Annotated in this window: 14 protein-coding genes; 6 read left to right on the top strand and 8 right to left on the bottom strand. The window is 48.4% G+C overall.

What is annotated here, in order from left to right; translation table 11 throughout:
- Nucleotides 1-37 precede the first annotated feature (37 nt).
- Genes VR7878_RS14050 through VR7878_RS14040 form a run of 3 tightly spaced genes read right to left on the bottom strand, consistent with a single transcriptional unit; the run spans nt 38 to nt 5,324 of the window.
- Nucleotides 38-2,845, bottom strand: coding sequence for an Hsp70 family protein (locus VR7878_RS14050; RefSeq protein ID WP_077336711.1), 2,808 nt, complete (start codon nt 2,843-2,845; stop codon nt 38-40).
- A 2-nt stretch (nt 2,846-2,847) separates the two neighbouring features.
- The gene (locus tag VR7878_RS14045) at nt 2,848-4,704 is read right to left on the bottom strand and encodes an Hsp70 family protein (protein WP_077336710.1); all 1,857 of its coding nucleotides are present in this window, start codon (nt 4,702-4,704) and stop codon (nt 2,848-2,850) included.
- Nucleotides 4,704-5,324 carry a DUF2760 domain-containing protein gene (locus VR7878_RS14040; RefSeq protein ID WP_077336709.1) on the bottom strand — a complete coding sequence of 207 codons (621 nt, stop codon included), beginning with the start codon at nt 5,322-5,324 and terminating at the stop codon, nt 4,704-4,706. The genes VR7878_RS14045 and VR7878_RS14040 overlap by 1 nt, the downstream gene beginning before the upstream one ends.
- Before the next feature lie 208 nt (nt 5,325-5,532).
- On the opposite strand from VR7878_RS14040, the gene VR7878_RS14035 reads away from it, so the two are divergent.
- The gene (locus VR7878_RS14035; RefSeq protein WP_077336708.1) at nt 5,533-6,063 is read left to right on the top strand and encodes a 3'-5' exonuclease; all 531 of its coding nucleotides are present in this window, start codon (nt 5,533-5,535) and stop codon (nt 6,061-6,063) included.
- Nucleotides 6,064-6,068: 5 nt separating this feature from the next.
- Here the strand turns inward: VR7878_RS14035 and VR7878_RS14030 are convergent, their stop codons facing one another.
- From VR7878_RS14030 to VR7878_RS14020, 3 genes are all read right to left on the bottom strand, one after another.
- The gene (locus tag VR7878_RS14030) at nt 6,069-6,953 is read right to left on the bottom strand and encodes an EamA family transporter (protein WP_077336707.1); all 885 of its coding nucleotides are present in this window, start codon (nt 6,951-6,953) and stop codon (nt 6,069-6,071) included.
- A 166-nt stretch (nt 6,954-7,119) separates the two neighbouring features.
- A complete protein-coding gene (gene rimO / locus VR7878_RS14025) occupies nt 7,120-8,529 on the bottom strand; it encodes a 30S ribosomal protein S12 methylthiotransferase RimO (RefSeq protein ID WP_077336706.1) in 1,410 nt (469 codons plus the stop codon).
- A gap of 291 nt (nt 8,530-8,820) precedes the next feature.
- Complete coding sequence (locus VR7878_RS14020; protein WP_077336705.1) at nt 8,821-9,270, bottom strand: tellurite resistance TerB family protein; 450 nt, start codon at nt 9,268-9,270, stop codon at nt 8,821-8,823.
- A gap of 360 nt (nt 9,271-9,630) precedes the next feature.
- On the opposite strand from VR7878_RS14020, the gene VR7878_RS14015 reads away from it, so the two are divergent.
- Nucleotides 9,631-10,221 (top strand): TetR/AcrR family transcriptional regulator, encoded by a 591-nt coding sequence (locus VR7878_RS14015; RefSeq protein WP_077336704.1) that lies wholly within the window; start codon nt 9,631-9,633, stop codon nt 10,219-10,221.
- A gap of 3 nt (nt 10,222-10,224) precedes the next feature.
- Nucleotides 10,225-11,316 carry an NAD-dependent epimerase/dehydratase family protein gene (locus VR7878_RS14010; protein ID WP_077336703.1) on the top strand — a complete coding sequence of 364 codons (1,092 nt, stop codon included), beginning with the start codon at nt 10,225-10,227 and terminating at the stop codon, nt 11,314-11,316.
- Here the strand turns inward: VR7878_RS14010 and VR7878_RS14005 are convergent.
- Nucleotides 11,313-11,690 (bottom strand): VC1380 family protein, encoded by a 378-nt coding sequence (locus VR7878_RS14005; protein ID WP_077336733.1) that lies wholly within the window; start codon nt 11,688-11,690, stop codon nt 11,313-11,315. The two genes, VR7878_RS14010 and VR7878_RS14005, sit on opposite strands and share 4 nt — an antisense overlap.
- 187 nt (nt 11,691-11,877) lie before the next feature.
- Between VR7878_RS14005 and hrpA the strand changes: the two genes are divergently transcribed.
- The 3 genes from hrpA to hxpB all read left to right on the top strand — a co-directional run bounded on the left by hrpA (nt 11,878) and on the right by hxpB (nt 17,165).
- Nucleotides 11,878-15,798 (top strand): ATP-dependent RNA helicase HrpA, encoded by a 3,921-nt coding sequence (gene hrpA, locus VR7878_RS14000; protein ID WP_077336732.1) that lies wholly within the window; start codon nt 11,878-11,880, stop codon nt 15,796-15,798.
- Between the two features lie 142 nt (nt 15,799-15,940).
- Complete coding sequence (locus VR7878_RS13995; RefSeq protein ID WP_077336702.1) at nt 15,941-16,423, top strand: outer membrane beta-barrel protein; 483 nt, start codon at nt 15,941-15,943, stop codon at nt 16,421-16,423.
- An 85-nt stretch (nt 16,424-16,508) separates the two neighbouring features.
- Complete coding sequence (hxpB, locus tag VR7878_RS13990) at nt 16,509-17,165, top strand: hexitol phosphatase HxpB (RefSeq protein WP_077336701.1); 657 nt, start codon at nt 16,509-16,511, stop codon at nt 17,163-17,165.
- A 96-nt stretch (nt 17,166-17,261) separates the two neighbouring features.
- Here hxpB and VR7878_RS13985 read toward each other — a convergent pair whose 3' ends face one another.
- The gene (locus VR7878_RS13985; protein WP_077336700.1) at nt 17,262-18,251 is read right to left on the bottom strand and encodes a carbohydrate porin; all 990 of its coding nucleotides are present in this window, start codon (nt 18,249-18,251) and stop codon (nt 17,262-17,264) included.
- Nucleotides 18,252-18,493 lie beyond the last annotated feature (242 nt).

Raw genomic sequence — 18,493 nt, 5'->3', positions numbered from 1 at the left:
AAATCAACGACGGATCCTGAAAATCATGAGTTGTGAACTAATGTAGTAAGCGCAATCCACTTGGCAAAGTCTCCCCAAAAATCCGTTTTGAATCACTTTCGCAGACTTGGCTGATTTCATCGATGAGTGTCAGCCAACTTTGCGGTGCTTTGCTCTGTTTGAGTTTATCCGTGACAGCGGTACGCAGGTCATCAGTAATATCTACCTGACGATCTCCGGTTTTCCTGCTCATCATCATTGCGGCAAAACCGATCATCGGTTCTTGTTTCCAGTCCTGTTGCAGCAATTCCGCTAACCAGTGACTGAGTTGTGCTTGCGGAATTACTTTATGCCGGCTGCCATAGAGCAGCACTCTTGATGCCAGACGACCGACAGCCCACCAGTGTGCTTGCGCATATTGGGGCTGACGAAGGGCTCGTTTGATAAACCAGTTGCCCAGCAAGATCTTATCTTCCGGTTCGAGATGTTCCAGTGAGGCAGCCAGACGAACCATTGCTTCATAACCTTTTTCCTGCGCTGCTTTTGCCTGTTTACTGCTGTTATGTGCACCGGGATGGAGGTATTTGGCAATATCGGCCAGAATCGTTTCCTGTTGCTCCTGGTTGAGACCACCGCAGACCCGACGCCAGAACGTCCACCAATCACTCCATGTTTGGTGGGTCTGAAATTGAATCCCTTGTTGGTAGAGTGACCAGATTTGCTCAATACGCCAACTATCTACCGGATCACCGAACCCCGGACGCATGGTGAAACCGGCAAACCGCAGCCAGTTTTTTTCATGGGCTTCGGAGCGGCGGCGCCTTTTTTTGCCTTGCGCCAGCCGGTCAAATAGCTGGCGGTTGGTGGCAATATCCCAGTGATCTTTTTCACCGAGCAGCCGTGTCAGCGATTTGCTCAATGTCCGGGGATCCGCTTGGATAGCACTGTTTTTATTACCGCTGTACAAGGCCGTGATCAATTCACTGGCTTGTGTCAGTCCCGATGTTTCAGACGATGCGTCGTTTTGCTGGTGTGATTGATGACGGACTTCAAACTCCAACTGCCAACGGTGCTGCTCATCATCAACCTGAACACATTCCAGCTTCAAGGTTCCGACCGGCGTGAGTTGCGTAGAGAGAAAAACCTCAACCCGGTCTTTTTGATTGGCAGCCAGCGCTTGATCGGAGGTGCGTTCAAGTGACGTAATGTAAGGAGGTAACAGCGAAAAAAACTCAGGGTCTACATCGATCAGTTGCCCGCTTTGAATCGGTGCTGCACCATTGAGGCTGTCATGCCGTGTGGTCAGCAGGTTAAAACGAACCGGCTCGCCAAGGGTGAGAGAAAAGCGACGGCTTGACAGGCGGATTTCATGGCCTTCCTCGGTGCCTTTGGCTAGCAGACAAAGCGCCTGAGACTGGTTTTGTTTGCGCTGTTCCAAATGCAAAAAATAAGAGCGTGCTGCACCACCGCCGATTTTCAGTTGTGACCCACGGCAGGCTTTAAGGTAGCCGACAGAACCCAGTGCAACGGCCAGATCGGGATGCGGGTTGTCGAGGTGAGTCACCGGTTGTCCGGTCCAGTCCGACAAAATTTGTATCAGCCGTTGTTGAATCAGATCACTGTTGAAAACCCCACCGTTGAGCAGCAGACCCAGCGGCGCTGACGGCCGCTCTGTTGTCCGGATTAAATGGGGGTGTTGCGCTAAAAATGCCGCAATATGTTTAGTAATGGCAGGGTCGGCAGCATAGGGCAGACCGAACTCAAGCACCGCGCCTTTTCTTTGGGCGGGCAGGGTATCGACAGCGGTATGCGGGAAGAAACCGTCCAGCGCCATCTGCCGAACCTGTGTTTTATCAAGATTGATACTTTTGGTGCCCCCCAGCAGTTTTGAGCCACTGCCCAACAGGGTAATTTTGGCTGATTCGGGGGATTGAGCCGCAAGTAAGCTCTCTTTGGTTTTCCGGGTTTGCTGAATGAGTTTACTCAGGCGGGCTGCACTCAGTTTTTGCGGCTGTCCCTGATGTTGCTGAGCAAACTGTTGTTCAGCGAGATGTGCCAACGCAAGGTCGATGTTATCTCCACCGAGCATCAAGTGCTCACCGACACCGACCCGATCCAGTTTTAGCTCATCTTGTACCAGTGAGGCTGAAATCAGGCTGAGATCCGTTGTGCCGCCACCAACATCACAGATCAGAATAGCGGACACATCCTTGAGTTGTGTGGTCGCTTGTGACTGGTAGCGTGTATACCAGTCATAACAGACCGCCTGTGGCTCTTCAAGGAGTGTGACGTGGGGCATACCTGCCAGTGCTGCAGCTTCCAGTGTGAGCTTGCGGGCACTTTCATCAAATGAGGCCGGGACAGTGACCACAATTTCCTGCTGTTCAAGCGGGTGAGCCGGATGATGATAATTCCACGCCTGACGGATATGATTGAGGTAACTGGCGCTGGCGATCAGCGGTGAAACTTTTTCGACATCCTGCATACCGGCCCAAGGTAAAATCGCATCGTAGCGATCAACCGCGGGATGCGATAACCAGCTTTTGGCACTGACGACCTGTCTTCCTTCGATCTGAGCCCCGAGTTCTCTGGCCCATTCGCCGATAATCACTGGAGTGAAGTCTCCGTCAACCGGCTGATGTGTCCAAGGCAGAGCGGTGTCGGAGGGGGGGAGTTGGCCTTGTGCCGGATGAAAACGAAACGAGGGCAGGGTTGGTTTTCGGGCAACTTCTCCGGGGCCGATAAGCTGATCGATTTCGAACAGCCGGATCGGACACTCGGCCAGATCCTGACCGTTGTCACAATAGGCAACAACCGTATTGGTTGTGCCTAAATCTATGCCGACTAAATAATGTTGTGCCGCCATAATTATCCTTCACGTACATCAAACTCGACATGCCATTTCTGGCTGTTATCTGTGGCAATCGCTTCGAGATACAGGGTGCCGACTTCTGTGACATGGGCTGCAAGAGTCACCGGCACAATCTGACCATGTTTACGGCCTTCGGTCACAGGGAGTGTGACTTGAATTTCAGGAAGTTCCTGCAGCTCATCCGCAGACCATGTATCCAGATGAGTACCGGCTGCGTCATCCCGGCGAACCGTTGAGCCGAAAAACTGGAAATGAACCGGTTGCCCAATCACGAGACCGAACTCCCGTTGGCTGATGGTGATACTGGCTCCTTCTTCCATCCCGAAAGGGGCGACACACATGGCTTCCAGCGGGGGAGCCATGCCCGGAATTGCCGGCATAGCACTTTCAATCCCGACATAATAAGCACTGGCTAATCCGCCGCGAATTTTGACACCGCTTCCCTGACGCACCGCACCGTAATAGGCCGCTCCCTGAGACACGGCCAGATCAAGATTAATGCCGGTCAGTGTGCGGGCTGACTCCGCCCCGGCATCGGTCAGCCAACGATTGATAGTTGCCAGCAGCCGCTTTGCAAGTAACGTCGATTTGAGCACTCCGCCATTGAGTAAAATTACGCTGGGTTGAATAAATGTAGGAGATGCGGACGTTTCCAGACCGGGAATCCCGCCAAACGGCATCATCGGGTCAGTCTCAGGAGAATCGCCTGCTTGTTTGGTTAAAAATGCAGCGATATGACGAGTGATCCCGGCATCTTGCGCATAGGGCAGCCCCATCTGGGTCAGAGCGCCACGGGCTCTTTGCTGAGGCAGTTCATCAATGCTGATTTGAGGGAAGAAGCCGTCAACCAGCGTCTGGCGGACTTCTTGTTGAGTCAGATCAGTTTTCAGCGTGGCACCAAACAGTTTCGAGCTTCGGCTCGGTACAACAATAGGGACCGCATCCAGTTGTGCATCGTTGAGCAGTGCTTCTTTAGCATCACGACAAGCGTGAGTGATCGCTTGTATCTGCCACGCTTGCAACTCTTGGCCGTTTTGCGCCAACTTCATTTTCAGACGGTAGGCAAGGGCGAGATCCATATTGTCACCGCCGAGCAGAATATGTTCACCGACTGCAACCCGTTCTAAAACCAGATGACCGTCACTCTCTTTGACTTCGACCAGCGATAAGTCGGTTGTGCCGCCGCCGATATCAACGACCAGCACCACATCACCAATTTTGACACGCTCACGCCATGAATCGCCATGAGTATCAATCCAGCTATAGAGTGCGGCCTGAGGTTCTTCTAACAGTGTCCGGCGGCTGAGGCCGACATTTTTAGCAGCTTCGGCTGTGAAGTCACGGGCTGCCGGATCAAACGAAGCAGGAATGGTAATCGTGACATCCTGCTCCGCCAAAGGATACCGGGGAAACTGATGGTTCCAGGCGTTTTGTAAGTGCGCCAGATACAGTTCACTGGCCTGCAGTGGCGATAGCTTACTGACGTCATCCGGACTACCGGCCGGCAAAAAAGCTTCGCGACGGTTGATACCACCATGACAGAGCCAGGATTTGGCACTGGCGATCAGGCGAATCGGTGTTTTACTCCCCAAATTGCGGGCGATTGCCCCGACCAGCGCTTGCGGTTCATCACTCCAGGGCAAAATCCGGGCTTTAGGAGACATTTCATGTTCATGGGGCTGATAAACGAATGAACCTAACTGAGGTAATGATTCAACCGTGCCCGGTGCGGTCATTTGTGGGATGGATAATACCTTAACCTGCGGGGTTTCAGCGTGCATATCCACATAAGACAGCACGCTGTGAGTAGTTCCGAGATCGATACCGACACAGTAACGCGCATGTTGTTCCATTACAGTTCAACCTCCGCCGGTGCAATAATTGACGCATCGTAGTCCGGTGCGATTTGCGGGAGGTTAATTTCTGTGACTTGCCAGCCTTTGTGGATCAATACACCCTGATAAGGTGCCTGACCGGTGACGTGGCCTGTCAGACGAATCGCTTGTGGATTGAAATCCGCTTCAACTGTGATGTGGCTTTCTTCCGCTTCATGACGAACCGGTTGCAACCGGAGGTAGTCATCGAGTACTTTTTTACCGCCACTGTGAATCACACGGGCAGCAGCACCCACTTCTTCATCGGAATAGTGGATGATCTCTTCATTAAGAAAATCGACTAATCGTGCCTCTTTCTGAAACAGGGCAAGCAATTGTAATGCAGCGTCGGTTGATGCCGTTGCCAGTTTGGACTCGACGACTTTCTCAACCACTTTTTCTACTTCAACAACTTTTTCCACTTCGACAATCTTTTCGACCGGTTTTTCAACGATGGTTTCAACTGGCTTCTCAACAATTTTCTCAGCCACTTTTGTCCGCCGGCTCATCACGAAAATCAATAAAACAATGGTACACAGGGCCAGAAGGGCATGAAGCATATCGAAACTTGTCGGCATGGTGTTTAAATCGAAGGTCATATGTAATTCTCTGCTACATTAAGATAATGGCGCAAATACTAACACAAAAGGGCATGAATCCATGTATGAAGTCGCCGTATTTGCTGTTATCAGCCCCCTGTTCGTTGAATATTTGTCCATCCAGTTCATGGTGTTGTCTCCTTGATTCGCTTTTTGAGATTATTTCATTATGATCGCGGGTTTGGGCGAAAGACTGGGTATATAGGTTATGAACTGCAATCGAGTTGTCTGCTTCGATCTGGAAATGTGTTGCTGGAATGAAAACGGTGTCGGGACAACCGGAGAAATAATTGAAATCGGTTTGGCTGAAATCGCACTGGATCAAGGCAAAATCGTCAAAAGAGCTCAGTACTATGTTCAGCCGGAACAGGATGAAGTGTCGCTGTTTTGTGCAGAATTAACCGGTATCACCCCACGGAAACTGGAAAAACAGGGACGACCGTTGGCGCAGGTGATTCAGTCGGTGATCAAAAACTTTGGTTCGACCAATAAAGTTTATATGGCATGGGGAAGGGATGACCTGATTTTACAACAGGAGTGCCAACAGAAAGGGATTGCGTCACCGATCCATGAGTTTATTAATCTGGCAACCTTGTACCGGATTCAGCACCGCATGAAAGAACGCCGGATCGGGCACCGGACGGCTCAGGAAGCGGCTGGGATTCCATGGGAAGGGCGTCAGCACTCCGGATATGTCGATGCCTATAATCTCGCGAAGCTGGCATTGACCATGTTATAGGTTTCTCACAGGGTCGCGACGGCAACCAGAATCACACTGCCGACGATCATGCTGCCACCGATCCATTGTTGCAATGTCATCTGTTCATTAAAACGCCGTTTGGAAAAGTAGAGCGTACCGAGAATCTCAATTTGCCCCAGCGTTTTGACCAGCGCCGGATTAATCAGTGCAAAACCGGTGAACCAACCGATTGATCCCAATGAACTGAGAATACCGACTTTGCTGCTGAGCAGGAAAGATTGCTTCACAGGGGAGAAGAGATCACCACTGCGATAGATTTGCAGGCTACATAAGAGCACTGATTGCAATGCGAGAACGTACCAGATCGTGACACCTGCGCTGGTAATAATCGATCCTTGTAGCGAATGACTTGCAAGTGACGCTGTCACTGATGTAACGGCAAAGCATAACCCGCTACCTAACCCGGCAAGCAGTGACATATCTTTATGAGCATGACGTAAGTTACCCAGGCGCATACTCATCACTAACGTTCCGGTGACGCCTAATGCAATACCGCTCCAGGCAGTCAGATTCAGCGAATTGTGTAACAGCGGAATGCCGATCAAGGCTGCCAGAACCGCTTCTGTTTTTGCCAGAAGTGTGCCTAACGCAAAACTGCCGGACTGAAAAACCCGGAGCATCAGGTAAGTGGCGAGCACCTGTGCAATGGCACAGACGGAGGCATAACCGAGAAACTGTCCGATGGAAGGGAAGGTAATTTGCCCGATAAAATACCAGCAAATCAACAGATAAATACTCACAATCGGTAAACCATACAGTGAGCGGGCCATGGTTGCGTGTAAAAAGCCCTGCTCTTGGGAGAGTGTTTTTTGGTAAGCCGTGCGGATTGATTGACAAGTCGCAGCAAAGAGGGTCACAAGAATCCACATCTTCAGGAATCCTTCTTTTATCAGAAAAAGAAAAAAAGAACAGGCAGCATAGCTTTAGTTGCTGCCTTTGTAAAAGTAATCAGCACCACGGGAGTGAATCACCGTGGTGCTGAGGTGGCGAGTATTGTCACACAACTGCTCAGCATCTCAGACTGACGCTGGTGTTTTAATCAGCGATCAGGCTACCCCACAGATCATATTCGTCTGCATGTTCAATGATGACATTCACTAAATCTCCCGCTTTTACCCCCGTTTCACCATTGAGGTAAACCACACCGTCAATTTCAGGTGCGTCAGCGTAAGAGCGGCCTATCGCACCTTCCTGATCGACGTCATCGATCAGCACTTGCATTTGAGTGCCGATACGACGTTGCAGTTTTGCGGTACTGATTGATTGCTGCAACGCCATAAAACGTTCATAGCGCTCCTGCTTGATCGATTCCGGAACTTGTTCGGCCAGTTCATTGGCGGTAGCACCTTCAACCGGAGAGTATTTAAAGCATCCGACCCGGTCGAGCTGCGCTTCTTGCAGCCAATCGAGTAAGATTTGAAAATCTTCTTCCGTTTCTCCGGGGAACCCGACGATAAAGGTGGAACGAATCACCAGTTGCGGACAGATTTCACGCCACTGTTTAATCCGTTCCAGCGTTCGTTCTGCCTGACCGGGACGTTTCATCATTTTCAGAACGCGCGGGCTGGCATGTTGAAATGGAATATCAAGGTAAGGCAAGATTTTTCCTGCCGCCATCAACGGAATGATGTCATCCACATGAGGATAAGGGTAAACATAATGGAGTCGGATCCAAATTCCCAACTGACTCAGATGTTCACTGAGCGCTGTGAGGTTTTGCCGCACTGGTGTGCCGTTTGAGAAACCAAGGCTGTGTTTAGTATCCACGCCATAAGCACTGGTATCCTGACTGATGACAAGCAGTTCTTTGACGCCTGCATTTTTCAGCCGTTCTGCTTCCCCGATGATTTCACCGACCGGGCGGCTCACTAACTGACCGCGCATGGAAGGGATAATGCAGAATGTACAACGATGATTACAACCTTCTGATATTTTCAGATACGCGTAGTGTTTCGGGGTCAGTTTGACCCCATGATCGGGGACGAGACTGGTATATGGATTGTGCGCCGGCCGCGGCACAAACTGATGGACATGCTCAAGGACATTTTCGTAAGCGTGTGGTCCGGTAATTCCTAATACATTGGGATGAACTTCCCGGATTTCATCTTCTCGCGCCCCGAGACATCCGGTGACAATGACTTTGCCGTTTTCATTCAGCGCTTCCCCGATAGCATCCAGAGATTCCTGAACGGCACTGTCGATAAAACCACAGGTATTGACGATAACCAAGTCAGCATTCTGATACTGGCTGACGATATCGTATCCTTCAGTTCGCAACTGGGTCAGAATTCGCTCTGAATCGACAAGGTTTTTCGGGCACCCCAGAGAAACAAATCCGATTCTGTTACCTGATACCGCATGATTGCTTGCTTCTTGCTGTGCCAGCGTTTTCTGCGCTGTATCCAGAGTCGTGGTTTGATTTGGCGTATAAGTATGGACTGTCATTGCTTTATTTTGCTACCTAATCGTATGTTATGCATGGTCACTGCTGTCACACAGCAATTTGACCAACCTCGGTTCAAATCGTGGCCTTAGATTGATTCAGGATGGTTGATACGGCTCTTTAACATCATCCGGCTATAAAGGGCACATATTATAGCTGACGTGTAGAAATTGAACAGCAGAAGTCGAACCGGATGATTCGACTTCTGCTTGATTATGAAGGGTTGTGCCGTGCTCGATAACTGTCGTTCACAGTGCGGATGATGACAGGGCGAGCAAAGTGGGAGAGAGCCGTTAAGATTTATGATCGGTCACAATTAATTTTGCCCGGATAAATTCACTATGATCGACATATAACAGTTCTGCGGTTTTACGAATGACTGCATCTTCAAACGGGTCGATGTATTCATCGGCATTGGCGACTTCCCACATGGCTTGAATCAGTTCAAAGCGTCGTTCTTGAGACAACGTTCTGAGCTGCGATGTAAAGTCATAGAGCGAAGCGGAATCCTTCACTTGCTGTGCAGCCTGTTTTAATAAGTTTTCAGCTTCAGGTTGAGTCAGTTGACACAATTTGATAAGCAGTTGAGTCTGCGCCTCTTTTTCTGACGAGGATATGTCGTGATCCGCTCCGGACACCTCAGTCAGCAGGCAGGCAATTGCCAGTTGCGGACTGTCTTCATGATGACCGAGATCCTGACCTTCAAGAAGTTCTTTAAACAGTGATGTAATGGTATTAAACATATTTTCCTCACAGAAGCGCTTAATTATCAGCCGTAAGAAATATCATAGGATCATCAGAAAATAAACGTGATCGACTCGATATTGATTGTTTTATACCCAAGTGTGTTTGGGAAGGTTATACAATGTCATCCTATTGATGTGAAACCGTTTTAAAAGGCTGTATTGATTATTCTGACCACAGGATTGTAAACGGGTTCATTTTCAACGTGCACCGCTTACACCTTTTACGTCACCTCACGTCTGTACCTATTTGTACCTATACAATAAAATGAAAATAATTCTCAATTAGATTTTTGTTGACGGGTGAGGTCTTTTTGCATTAATTTAGAGTGACTAGTCACTCTAAATGTATTGTTTTTAATGAACGCCAAGAAACTACAGATTATTGAAGCTGCCATTCGCTTGTTTGCTCAGGATGGCGTAGGTGTCTCGACCGCAGCCATTGCAAAAGAAGCGAGTGTTTCTAACGGCACACTGTTCAATCATTTTGAAACCAAACAGATGCTGATCGATGATGTTTATCTCTTTATTAAACGCAATATGGCGGATGTGATCTTGCGTCAGGTGAATTTTTCAGCACCGATCTCCGAGGTTCTTTTTACTCAATGGATTGCTTTTGCGCATTGGTCTTATGACCATATGAGGGAATATTGGGCGTTGAATGTGCTGAACGCCTCTCAGTTACTGGGGGAAACGGTTCGCCAGTATGCAGAAGAGCTATGGGAGCCGATGCTCAAAAAACTCAAAGACGCTCAGGATAGCGGTACGCTACATCCTATTTCTCCCGAGCTGATTTGTATCACAGCACAAAGTTATCTGCATTCACTGGTCATGTACGCGAACCGGAAAAAATATACTCGCGATGAGACGGAAACGATATTTCGCGAAGCCTTTCGTGTGTATTGGCGTGGCATCGTAATTTCTGCATCTTGTTTAGATGAGAACGATTAAATCATGTATAGCATTGACCGTAAATCGCCGGTACTTGTAACCGGAGCGACAGGATATGTGGCCGGCTGGCTGATTAAACGTTTACTGGAATCCGGCGTGACAGTACACGCAACGGTTCGAGATGTGACGGCTCAGCATAAACTCAAGTATCTCAACCGAATCGCTCGCACTGCTCCGGGAACGCTCCGTTATTTTCAGGCAGATTTACTTGATGACGGATCATATGCACAAGCAATGCAAGGATGTCGGGTGGTATTTCATACCGCGTCACCATTTCGGCTTCAGGTCAGCGATCCACTCAGTGAGTTGATTACACCTGCCGTGGAAGGAACCCGTAATGTACTCAATCAGGCGACATTAACACCATCAGTAGAGCGTGTGGTTCTGACCAGCAGTTGTGCTGCCATCTATGGTGATAACGCCGACTTGTCAAACTTAGAGCATGGCATGGTGACTGAAGAAAGCTGGAATCAGTCCAGCACGATAGACCATAACCCATACTCATATTCAAAAACGGAAGCTGAAAAAGCAGCGTGGTGTATCGCGGAGACTCAGCAACAGTGGACACTGATCGTGATGAATCCCTCTCTGATCATGGGGCCGGGCGTCAATCCTTATATGTCCTCTGAAAGTTTTCAAATCATTCGTCAGATGGGGGATGGCACAATGAAAGCCGGTGTGCCGGACTGGGGCGTCGGGGTCGTTGATGTCCGGGATGTGGCCGAAGCCCATTTATCGGCGGCTTATACCACGCATGCGCGAGGACGATATATTATCTCCGGTTATAACACGACATTACTGGAAATGGCGCGTCAGCTCCAGCCGACATATGGCAAGCATTATCCGCTGCCCAAACGGATACTCCCGAAGTTTCTGGTGTGGTTATTTGGACCAATGCTCAACCCGGCGATAACCCGCAAAACGATTACGCAGAATGTCGGGTATACATGGAAAGGAAATAACACCAAAAGTATTGGTGAGTTGGGGCTTAAATACCGCGCTTTGTCAGTCACGATGAACGATTTCTTTGCGCAGTTGATTGAAACGGAGCAATTGGGGCGCGAATCGCGTGTTCCGCTCAAAGGTCGGGATTAACTTTCCTGATCGTTTTCTTGCAGAGTATTTTCCTGCAAACTGAGTTGCTCAAGCATCTCAACGACATCGGATGATGAATGTTCATGCGCATAAAGAATCAGTGCCAGAATCGCATCCCGTTTATGCTCCAAAGGCGCTTTTTCGAGAAAAATCTGCATGATATGGCTTTTGAGCAGGGACAGTTCATGATCGACAAAACCTCTGCCTTCTTCTTCGCCTTCATTCTCTTCCGGTGCATTATCAAACTGACAAAATAGCAAGTCATCAAGATAGGTGGCCTGTAATAAACGCTCCGGCAGCCATATTTCTCCGGTAACGATTTCCGGATCATTAGGCAGGGCATTAAGTATATGAATAAATTCAGAAGCTTTCACGTTATCTATGGTCTCATCCTGCATGTCTGACATCAAACGAAATATACATCAAAAACGGTCAACCTGCACCAGATTGGATTGAGAACTGCCTGGTCAGATGAATGTGAAAACCAAGGAGTTTTTGGTGTCATGGCCTGACAGTGATACAATCCGGCCAGTTTTAATCAAGTATACAATAGGATTCGCTTTGACGTCGTCACAGCCACATACCCAATCACCTCAGGCACAGCCCAATACCGAGAAAACGCTGCGTCATGCATTGAACGAATGTATGCTCAGAGACCGGTTTCGCCTGAATAAACGGATTCAGGGTGCCAGTAAAATTAATAATCCCAGTGCCAAGCAGGCCGTTTTTGATGAAATCGCGCAGGATATTGCCAAATCGATGATGGCAGCTGAGCTCAGACAGCAAACTTCTGCGGTATTAGACTACCCGGAAATTCTGCCCGTCAGTCAGAAACGGGATGATATTGCTCAAGCAATTGAAAAGCATCAGGTCGTGATTGTGGCGGGTGAAACTGGCTCAGGTAAAACCACCCAACTACCGAAAATCTGTGCTGAATTGGGGCGCGGCACCTATGGCGTGATTGGTCATACCCAACCGCGTCGGTTAGCTGCGCGCTCAGTTGCCACCCGGATTGCTGAAGAAACGAAAACCTCACTCGGTGATTTCGTCGGTTATAAAGTGCGTTTTAATGATCAGATCTCCGAGCAGACGCAAATTAAACTGATGACAGACGGGATACTGCTGGCTGAAATCCAGCATGATCGGTTCCTCAACCAGTACGACACGATCATCATTGATGAGGCTCATGAACGTAGTCTGAACATTGATTTTATTCTTGGCTATTTGAAACAACTGTTGCCAAAGCGTCCTGATCTAAAAGTGATTATCACCTCTGCAACCATCGACCCTGAACGCTTTTCCCAGCATTTTGACGGCGCACCGATTATTGAAGTGTCCGGCAGAACCTATCCGGTCGATACCCGATATCGTCCTTTAGCCGGGGAAGATGACAGTGATCGTGACCAGCTTGAGGGGATTTTTGAAGCGGTCGATGAACTGAGCGATGAGGGGCCGGGAGACATTCTGATCTTTATGAACGGCGAGCGCGAGATCAGAGATACGGCGGATGCTTTGAGTAAGCGTAATCTTAAACATACCGAAATTGTGCCGTTGTATGCGCGTCTTTCCGCCGGTGAGCAGAATCGGATTTTTCAGCCTCACAGTGGCCGGAGAATCGTCTTGGCAACCAACGTTGCCGAAACATCTTTGACCGTCCCCGGAATTAAGTACGTGATTGACCCGGGAACCGCCCGGATCAGTCGTTATAGTTACCGCACTAAAGTCCAGCGGTTACCGATTGAGCCGATTTCTCAGGCCAGTGCCAACCAGCGGAAAGGGCGTTGCGGTCGGGTTGAAGCCGGGATCTGTATCCGGCTTTATGCCGAAGACGATTTTCAATCCCGTCCGGAATTTACCGATCCGGAAATTCTCAGAACCAATCTGGCTTCGGTCATTTTGCAGATGACGGCTCTGGGACTCGGTGACATTGAAGCATTTCCCTTTGTTGAAGCCCCGGATAAACGCAATATTCAAGATGGTGTCCGTCTTCTTGAAGAGTTAGGCGCGATTCAGGCTCAGTCTCAGGAACGCAAAAAACGGCTGACCGCCATTGGGCAAAAACTCTCGCGTCTGCCGATTGATCCACGTTTGGCTCGTATGGTGCTGGAAGCGCCCAAATGGGGATGTCTGAAAGAAGTGATGATTATCGCGGCAGCCTTGTCGATTCAAGACCCCCGCGAGCGACCGGCAGACAAACAGCAGTCTGCCGATGATAAACACCGCCGCTTTTACCATGAAGACTCTGATTTTCTGACCTTTGTAAACCTGTGGGATTACATCAAAACACAACAGAAAGCACTGACCGGGAATCAGTTTCGCCGTCAGTGTAAAAGCGACTATCTGAACTATTTGCGCATTCGTGAATGGCAGGATGTCTATTTTCAGTTGCATCAGAGTATGCATGATCTGGGGTTGAAGCTGAATGAAGAACCCGGCAGTTATCAGGGAGTTCACACCTCGATTCTGGTGGGCTTGCTGTCTCATGTCGGGATTAAAGACCAGGAAGAGAAAGAATACCACGGCGCGAGGAATGCACGTTTTCATATTTTCCCGGCTTCCGGGCTGTTTAAAAAGCAACCCAAGTGGGTGATGTCGGCTGAGCTTGTGGAAACCTCGAAACTCTGGGCGCGAGTGGTGGCAAAAATTCAGCCGGAGTGGATTGAACCGCTGGCCCAGCACTTGATCAAACGCAGCTATAGTGAGCCGCATTGGTCGAAAAAGCGCGCAGCGGTGATGGCTTATGAAAAAGTGACCTTGTTTGGCGTACCGATTGTTGCTAAGCGGCTGGTCAACTATGGACCAATTGATTCGACACTGAGCCGGGAAATTTTTATCCGCAGCGCTCTGGTTGAAGGCGAATGGGAAACTAAACACGCGTTTTTCAAACAAAACCGTAAGTTGTTGCAAGAGGTTGAAGAACTTGAACATAAATCGAGACGCCGGGATATTCTGATTGATGATGAGTCCTTGTTCCAGTTTTATGATCAGCGCGTCGGTACTGAGGTCGTCTCCGGTCGTCACTTTGATACATGGTGGAAAAAGGTCAGCCGGGAGAATCCGGAATACCTCCACTTTGAAAAAGAGATGTTGCTCAAAGGGGATGCCAGCCATGTCACCGAACTCGATTATCCGAACTTCTGGCATCAGAATGGCATTAAGCTGAAGCTCAGCTATCAATTCGAACCCGGTGATGATAGTGACGGTGTCACGGTTCACATTCCACTGGCTGTTTTGAACCAAATCGAGCCGATGGGGTTCGACTGGCAGATCCCCGGGCTGCGGCATGAATTAGTCGTCAGTTTGATCAAGGCGTTGCCGAAAACATTGCGCAAGAATTTTGTCCCGGCGCCGAACTATGCGGATGCTTTTTTAGCCCGGACAACACCGATGGAACTACCATTGTTGGATGCATTGGAAAAAGAGCTGAAGCGAATGACCGGAGTGACCATACTGCGCGAAGACTGGCAGATTGATCAGATTCCGGATCACCTGCGAATCACATTCCGTGCGGTCGATCACCGTCATAAAAAGCTGCGGGAAAATAAAGATTTATTCGCATTAAAAGAGAGCCTGAAAGACAAAGTCAAAGAAACCCTGTCGCAGGTGGCTGATGATGATATCGAGCAGAAAGGTTTGCATACCTGGAGTTTTGGCGAGTTGCCTCAGGTCTACCAGCAGAAAAAAGGTGGCTTTGATGTGCGGGCTTATCCGGCTCTGGTTGATGAAAAAGACAGCGTCGCGATTCAGCTATTTGAGACCGAACAGGAGCAGCAGCGTGCGATGCGCGCCGGGGAGCGGCGTTTGATTTTGCTCAATGTGCCTTCTCCGGTGAAATATCTGCACACCAATTTGCCGAACAAATCCAAACTCGGGCTCTATTTCAATCCTTATGGCAAAGTGTTGGATCTGATTGATGATTGCATTACCTGTGGGATCGATAAACTGATTGATGAGCAGGGCGGATTGGTCTGGCAAGCCGAGGCGTTTGAAGCACTGAAGGAGCATGTTCGGGCGGAGCTGGGTGATACCGTGGTTGATATCGCCAAGCAAGTTGAGGAAATTTTGACAACGGCTTATCAAATCAACAAAAAGCTGAAAGGAAAAGTTGATTTTACGATGGCATTTGCACTTTCTGATATCAAAGCACAAATTGAAGGCTTAATCTTCAAAGGCTTTGCCACGGAATGTGGTTGGAAAAAACTACCGGATATCCTAAGGTATATGAAGGCTATCGAGCGTCGATTAGAGAAATTACCGATCGACCCGAACAAAGATCGCCTCCATATGCTGAAAATAGAATCGGTGACCCAAGACTATCGGGAGTTATTGAACAAAATCCCGAAAGGCGCACCGGTTCCTGAGAATGTCAAAGCCATCCGCTGGATGATTGAAGAGTTAAGGGTGAGCTTCTTTGCCCAACAGTTGGGAACGCCTTATCCCGTATCGGATAAACGCATCAAAAATGCAATCAGTGAATGTTAATTCAGGTTCGATTTTTGCATAACTTAAACCATTACAGAGAATTCTGTTGATTTTTTGGCGAGTGTAGGCAATTTCATGCCGCTTTAGTATGATCATTGTATCGATAGTATGATCACCGATGAAAAAGTAGAGAAGGTTCATCATGAAAAAAACATTAATTGGATTGGCACTTTTAGGTGCATCAACATCTGCCTTTGCAGATTCATGGATTTATGGCGGCGCTTCCGTTGGACAATCTGACTTTAAAGGTGAGCATGGCACAGCCTACAATATTCATGTCGGTACCGGTATCCTGCCATTGATCGGTTTGGAAGCGGGTTTCACCAAATTTGAAGAAATTGATGTCTCGCCAACCAATAAAACTGAAGCAACAACCGGCTATTTCGCCATTAAGCCAAGTATTGATTTTGGTCCGTTGCATATTTACGCCAAAGGCGGCCTGCATGCTTGGGATGAAAAGGTGAATGGTGCCAAAGTAGATGATGGTGTTGACTTGATGTACGGTGTCGGTGCGGAATACTTCCTGATGGGGCCAATTTCATTTGGTGCCAGCTACCAGACTTATGTCATGGGGGATGATGACATGAAGACTTTCAATTTGAATGCAACATTCCATTTTCTTTAAGTCTTATCCATCATTGACTGAACGATTAAAGCCAGCGTCCTGCTGGCTTTTTACATTTAAAATCCCGACAGAGGAGAGATAGCAGATGGCCTTGCCATATAAAGCAGTTATTTTTGATATGGATGGTGTGTTAATTGATTCAGAACCATTCTGGCGGCAGGCGCAGATCGAAACGCTGGCAAACTACGGGGCTGAGATCACGGTTGAAGCATGTATTCAGTACACCATGGGAAAACGGTTGGACGCGATTGCTGCAATTTGGTGTCAGCGCTGCCGGCTTGAGGTTGACCCGACTATTCTGGCTGAAGAAATTTTACACAAACTGATCGTTCAAGTCAGGGAGCATGGCCGTTCATTGCCGGGAGTGCATCAACTGTTAAATGCGCTCAAACAGGCGGACTATCGCATTGGTCTGGCAACCTCATCCGGGCCGGAAATTATCCAAGCCGTGCTTCAGCGTCTGGAAATCAAAGATTATTTCAGCCAAATTTGTAGTGCCGAAAATGAAGACTATGGCAAACCGCATCCTGCTGTTTATTTAAGTGCGGCGCGCCAACTTGATATTGCGCCTGAGGCGTGTCTCGTGATTGAAGATAGTGTCACCGGGATGATTGCCGCCAAAGCCGCTTCAATGACAACATTTGTAGTCAATGAACACAACTCGGATCCTCGTTTTACGTTGGCTGACCAATGTTTCACATCATTGGAAGAGATTGTGCCGCTGATCAATTCGATGGACTGAAACCAGTCGGGGTATAAAGAGTCAGCCCTATATCTGTCAATAAACAACCGTATCGGTGACAACAAATATAGGGCGGACAGGCAGTGTGGGCGAGTGTTAGAACAGATATTTAACGCGCAAACGTAAACCGCTATCGGTATTGTCAGCATCTTTTACGTCAGAGTAATAACCACCGGCGTAAAGCGCCAAGTCTTCCACATCCATAATGTTAGCGAATTTATACGAGGAATAGACCGTTGTGGTTTTCGCGGTTGTTCCGGTATCGCTTTCGCCATAGACATAGGCAATAAAGAAGTTTTGGTACTGAGCATTCACACCGTAAGTGGTATCTTCTTGATTGATTGTGTCATTAAAGTCACGGGTGGCATAGCTTACGTTCATGTTGAAGTCGCCCGCTGTATAGTTTAGCGTTGCACCATAACCGGCAAAATCGTTTGCTGCATCTTCTTCATCAGCCGTTGCGTTAATCTCTGCACCGACGGCTAACTTAAATGAGTCACTCAGTGTTGCAGCGACGACCGGACGAAGGAACACCGCATTATTTCTTGCGTTGATATTATCGTCATCGTTGGCCATAAAGTTGGTGCTTAGTTCGAAGTAGACACGTTCAGTAGTTTTGGACAGATTAATCTGGCCGTTGTCGCTGCGTCCGCGAGCATACTTCGTCATATAAACGTCTTTCGCGTAATTAACAAAGGTATCCTGACCTGCCGGGAAGAGGTCATACGCTTCAAAGCGTCCCATCTTAATTTCCCAGTCGGCTTTCTCACCGATTGCAATCCACGCATCATCAGCAGTAATGTCACCATCAAGATGCAGTAATGTTTCAGCATTCGCATTGATATAGCCATTGCTGCCCACATCCCGCGAACCGGAAACACCAATCAAAAGGCGGCCATTTTGATCATAAGTGGTGGTATCGGGGCCGGTTGTTTCTTGATTACGGTAGTCGTTATTAAACTCGACATCGCCGTGGATCGCGAAGGTACCCATTTCATTGGTCACGCTGGTTCCGGCATGAACATTGAGTGCGGCAGAAGTTAGTAGGGCGACAGCTGATAATTTCAAAATACCACTTGTTTTCATCGTTATACTCCGTAAAAGTTACTCATTCTTTAGCCCCATAAGTGGTTTAATCCACATTTATTCTTTTCCGGGGAGCCAATCATTGATTGAATTTTATTGATTTCATCTTGGTGATGAATCTAGAGATTACATTTGCCGGTTGAATGAAACTTTCGGTTAGATCACCTTTTGGGATCGTTCCCTATTTTGGTGTCGGTAAGTTTGACTTATTTCATACTATTGATTTTTTGGTTAGTAATTTA

Source organism: Vibrio ruber DSM 16370 (genome assembly GCF_900163965.1).
Taxonomy (GTDB): Bacteria; Pseudomonadota; Gammaproteobacteria; order Enterobacterales; family Vibrionaceae; genus Vibrio; species Vibrio ruber.
This window is presented reverse-complemented; position numbering and strand designations above follow the sequence as displayed.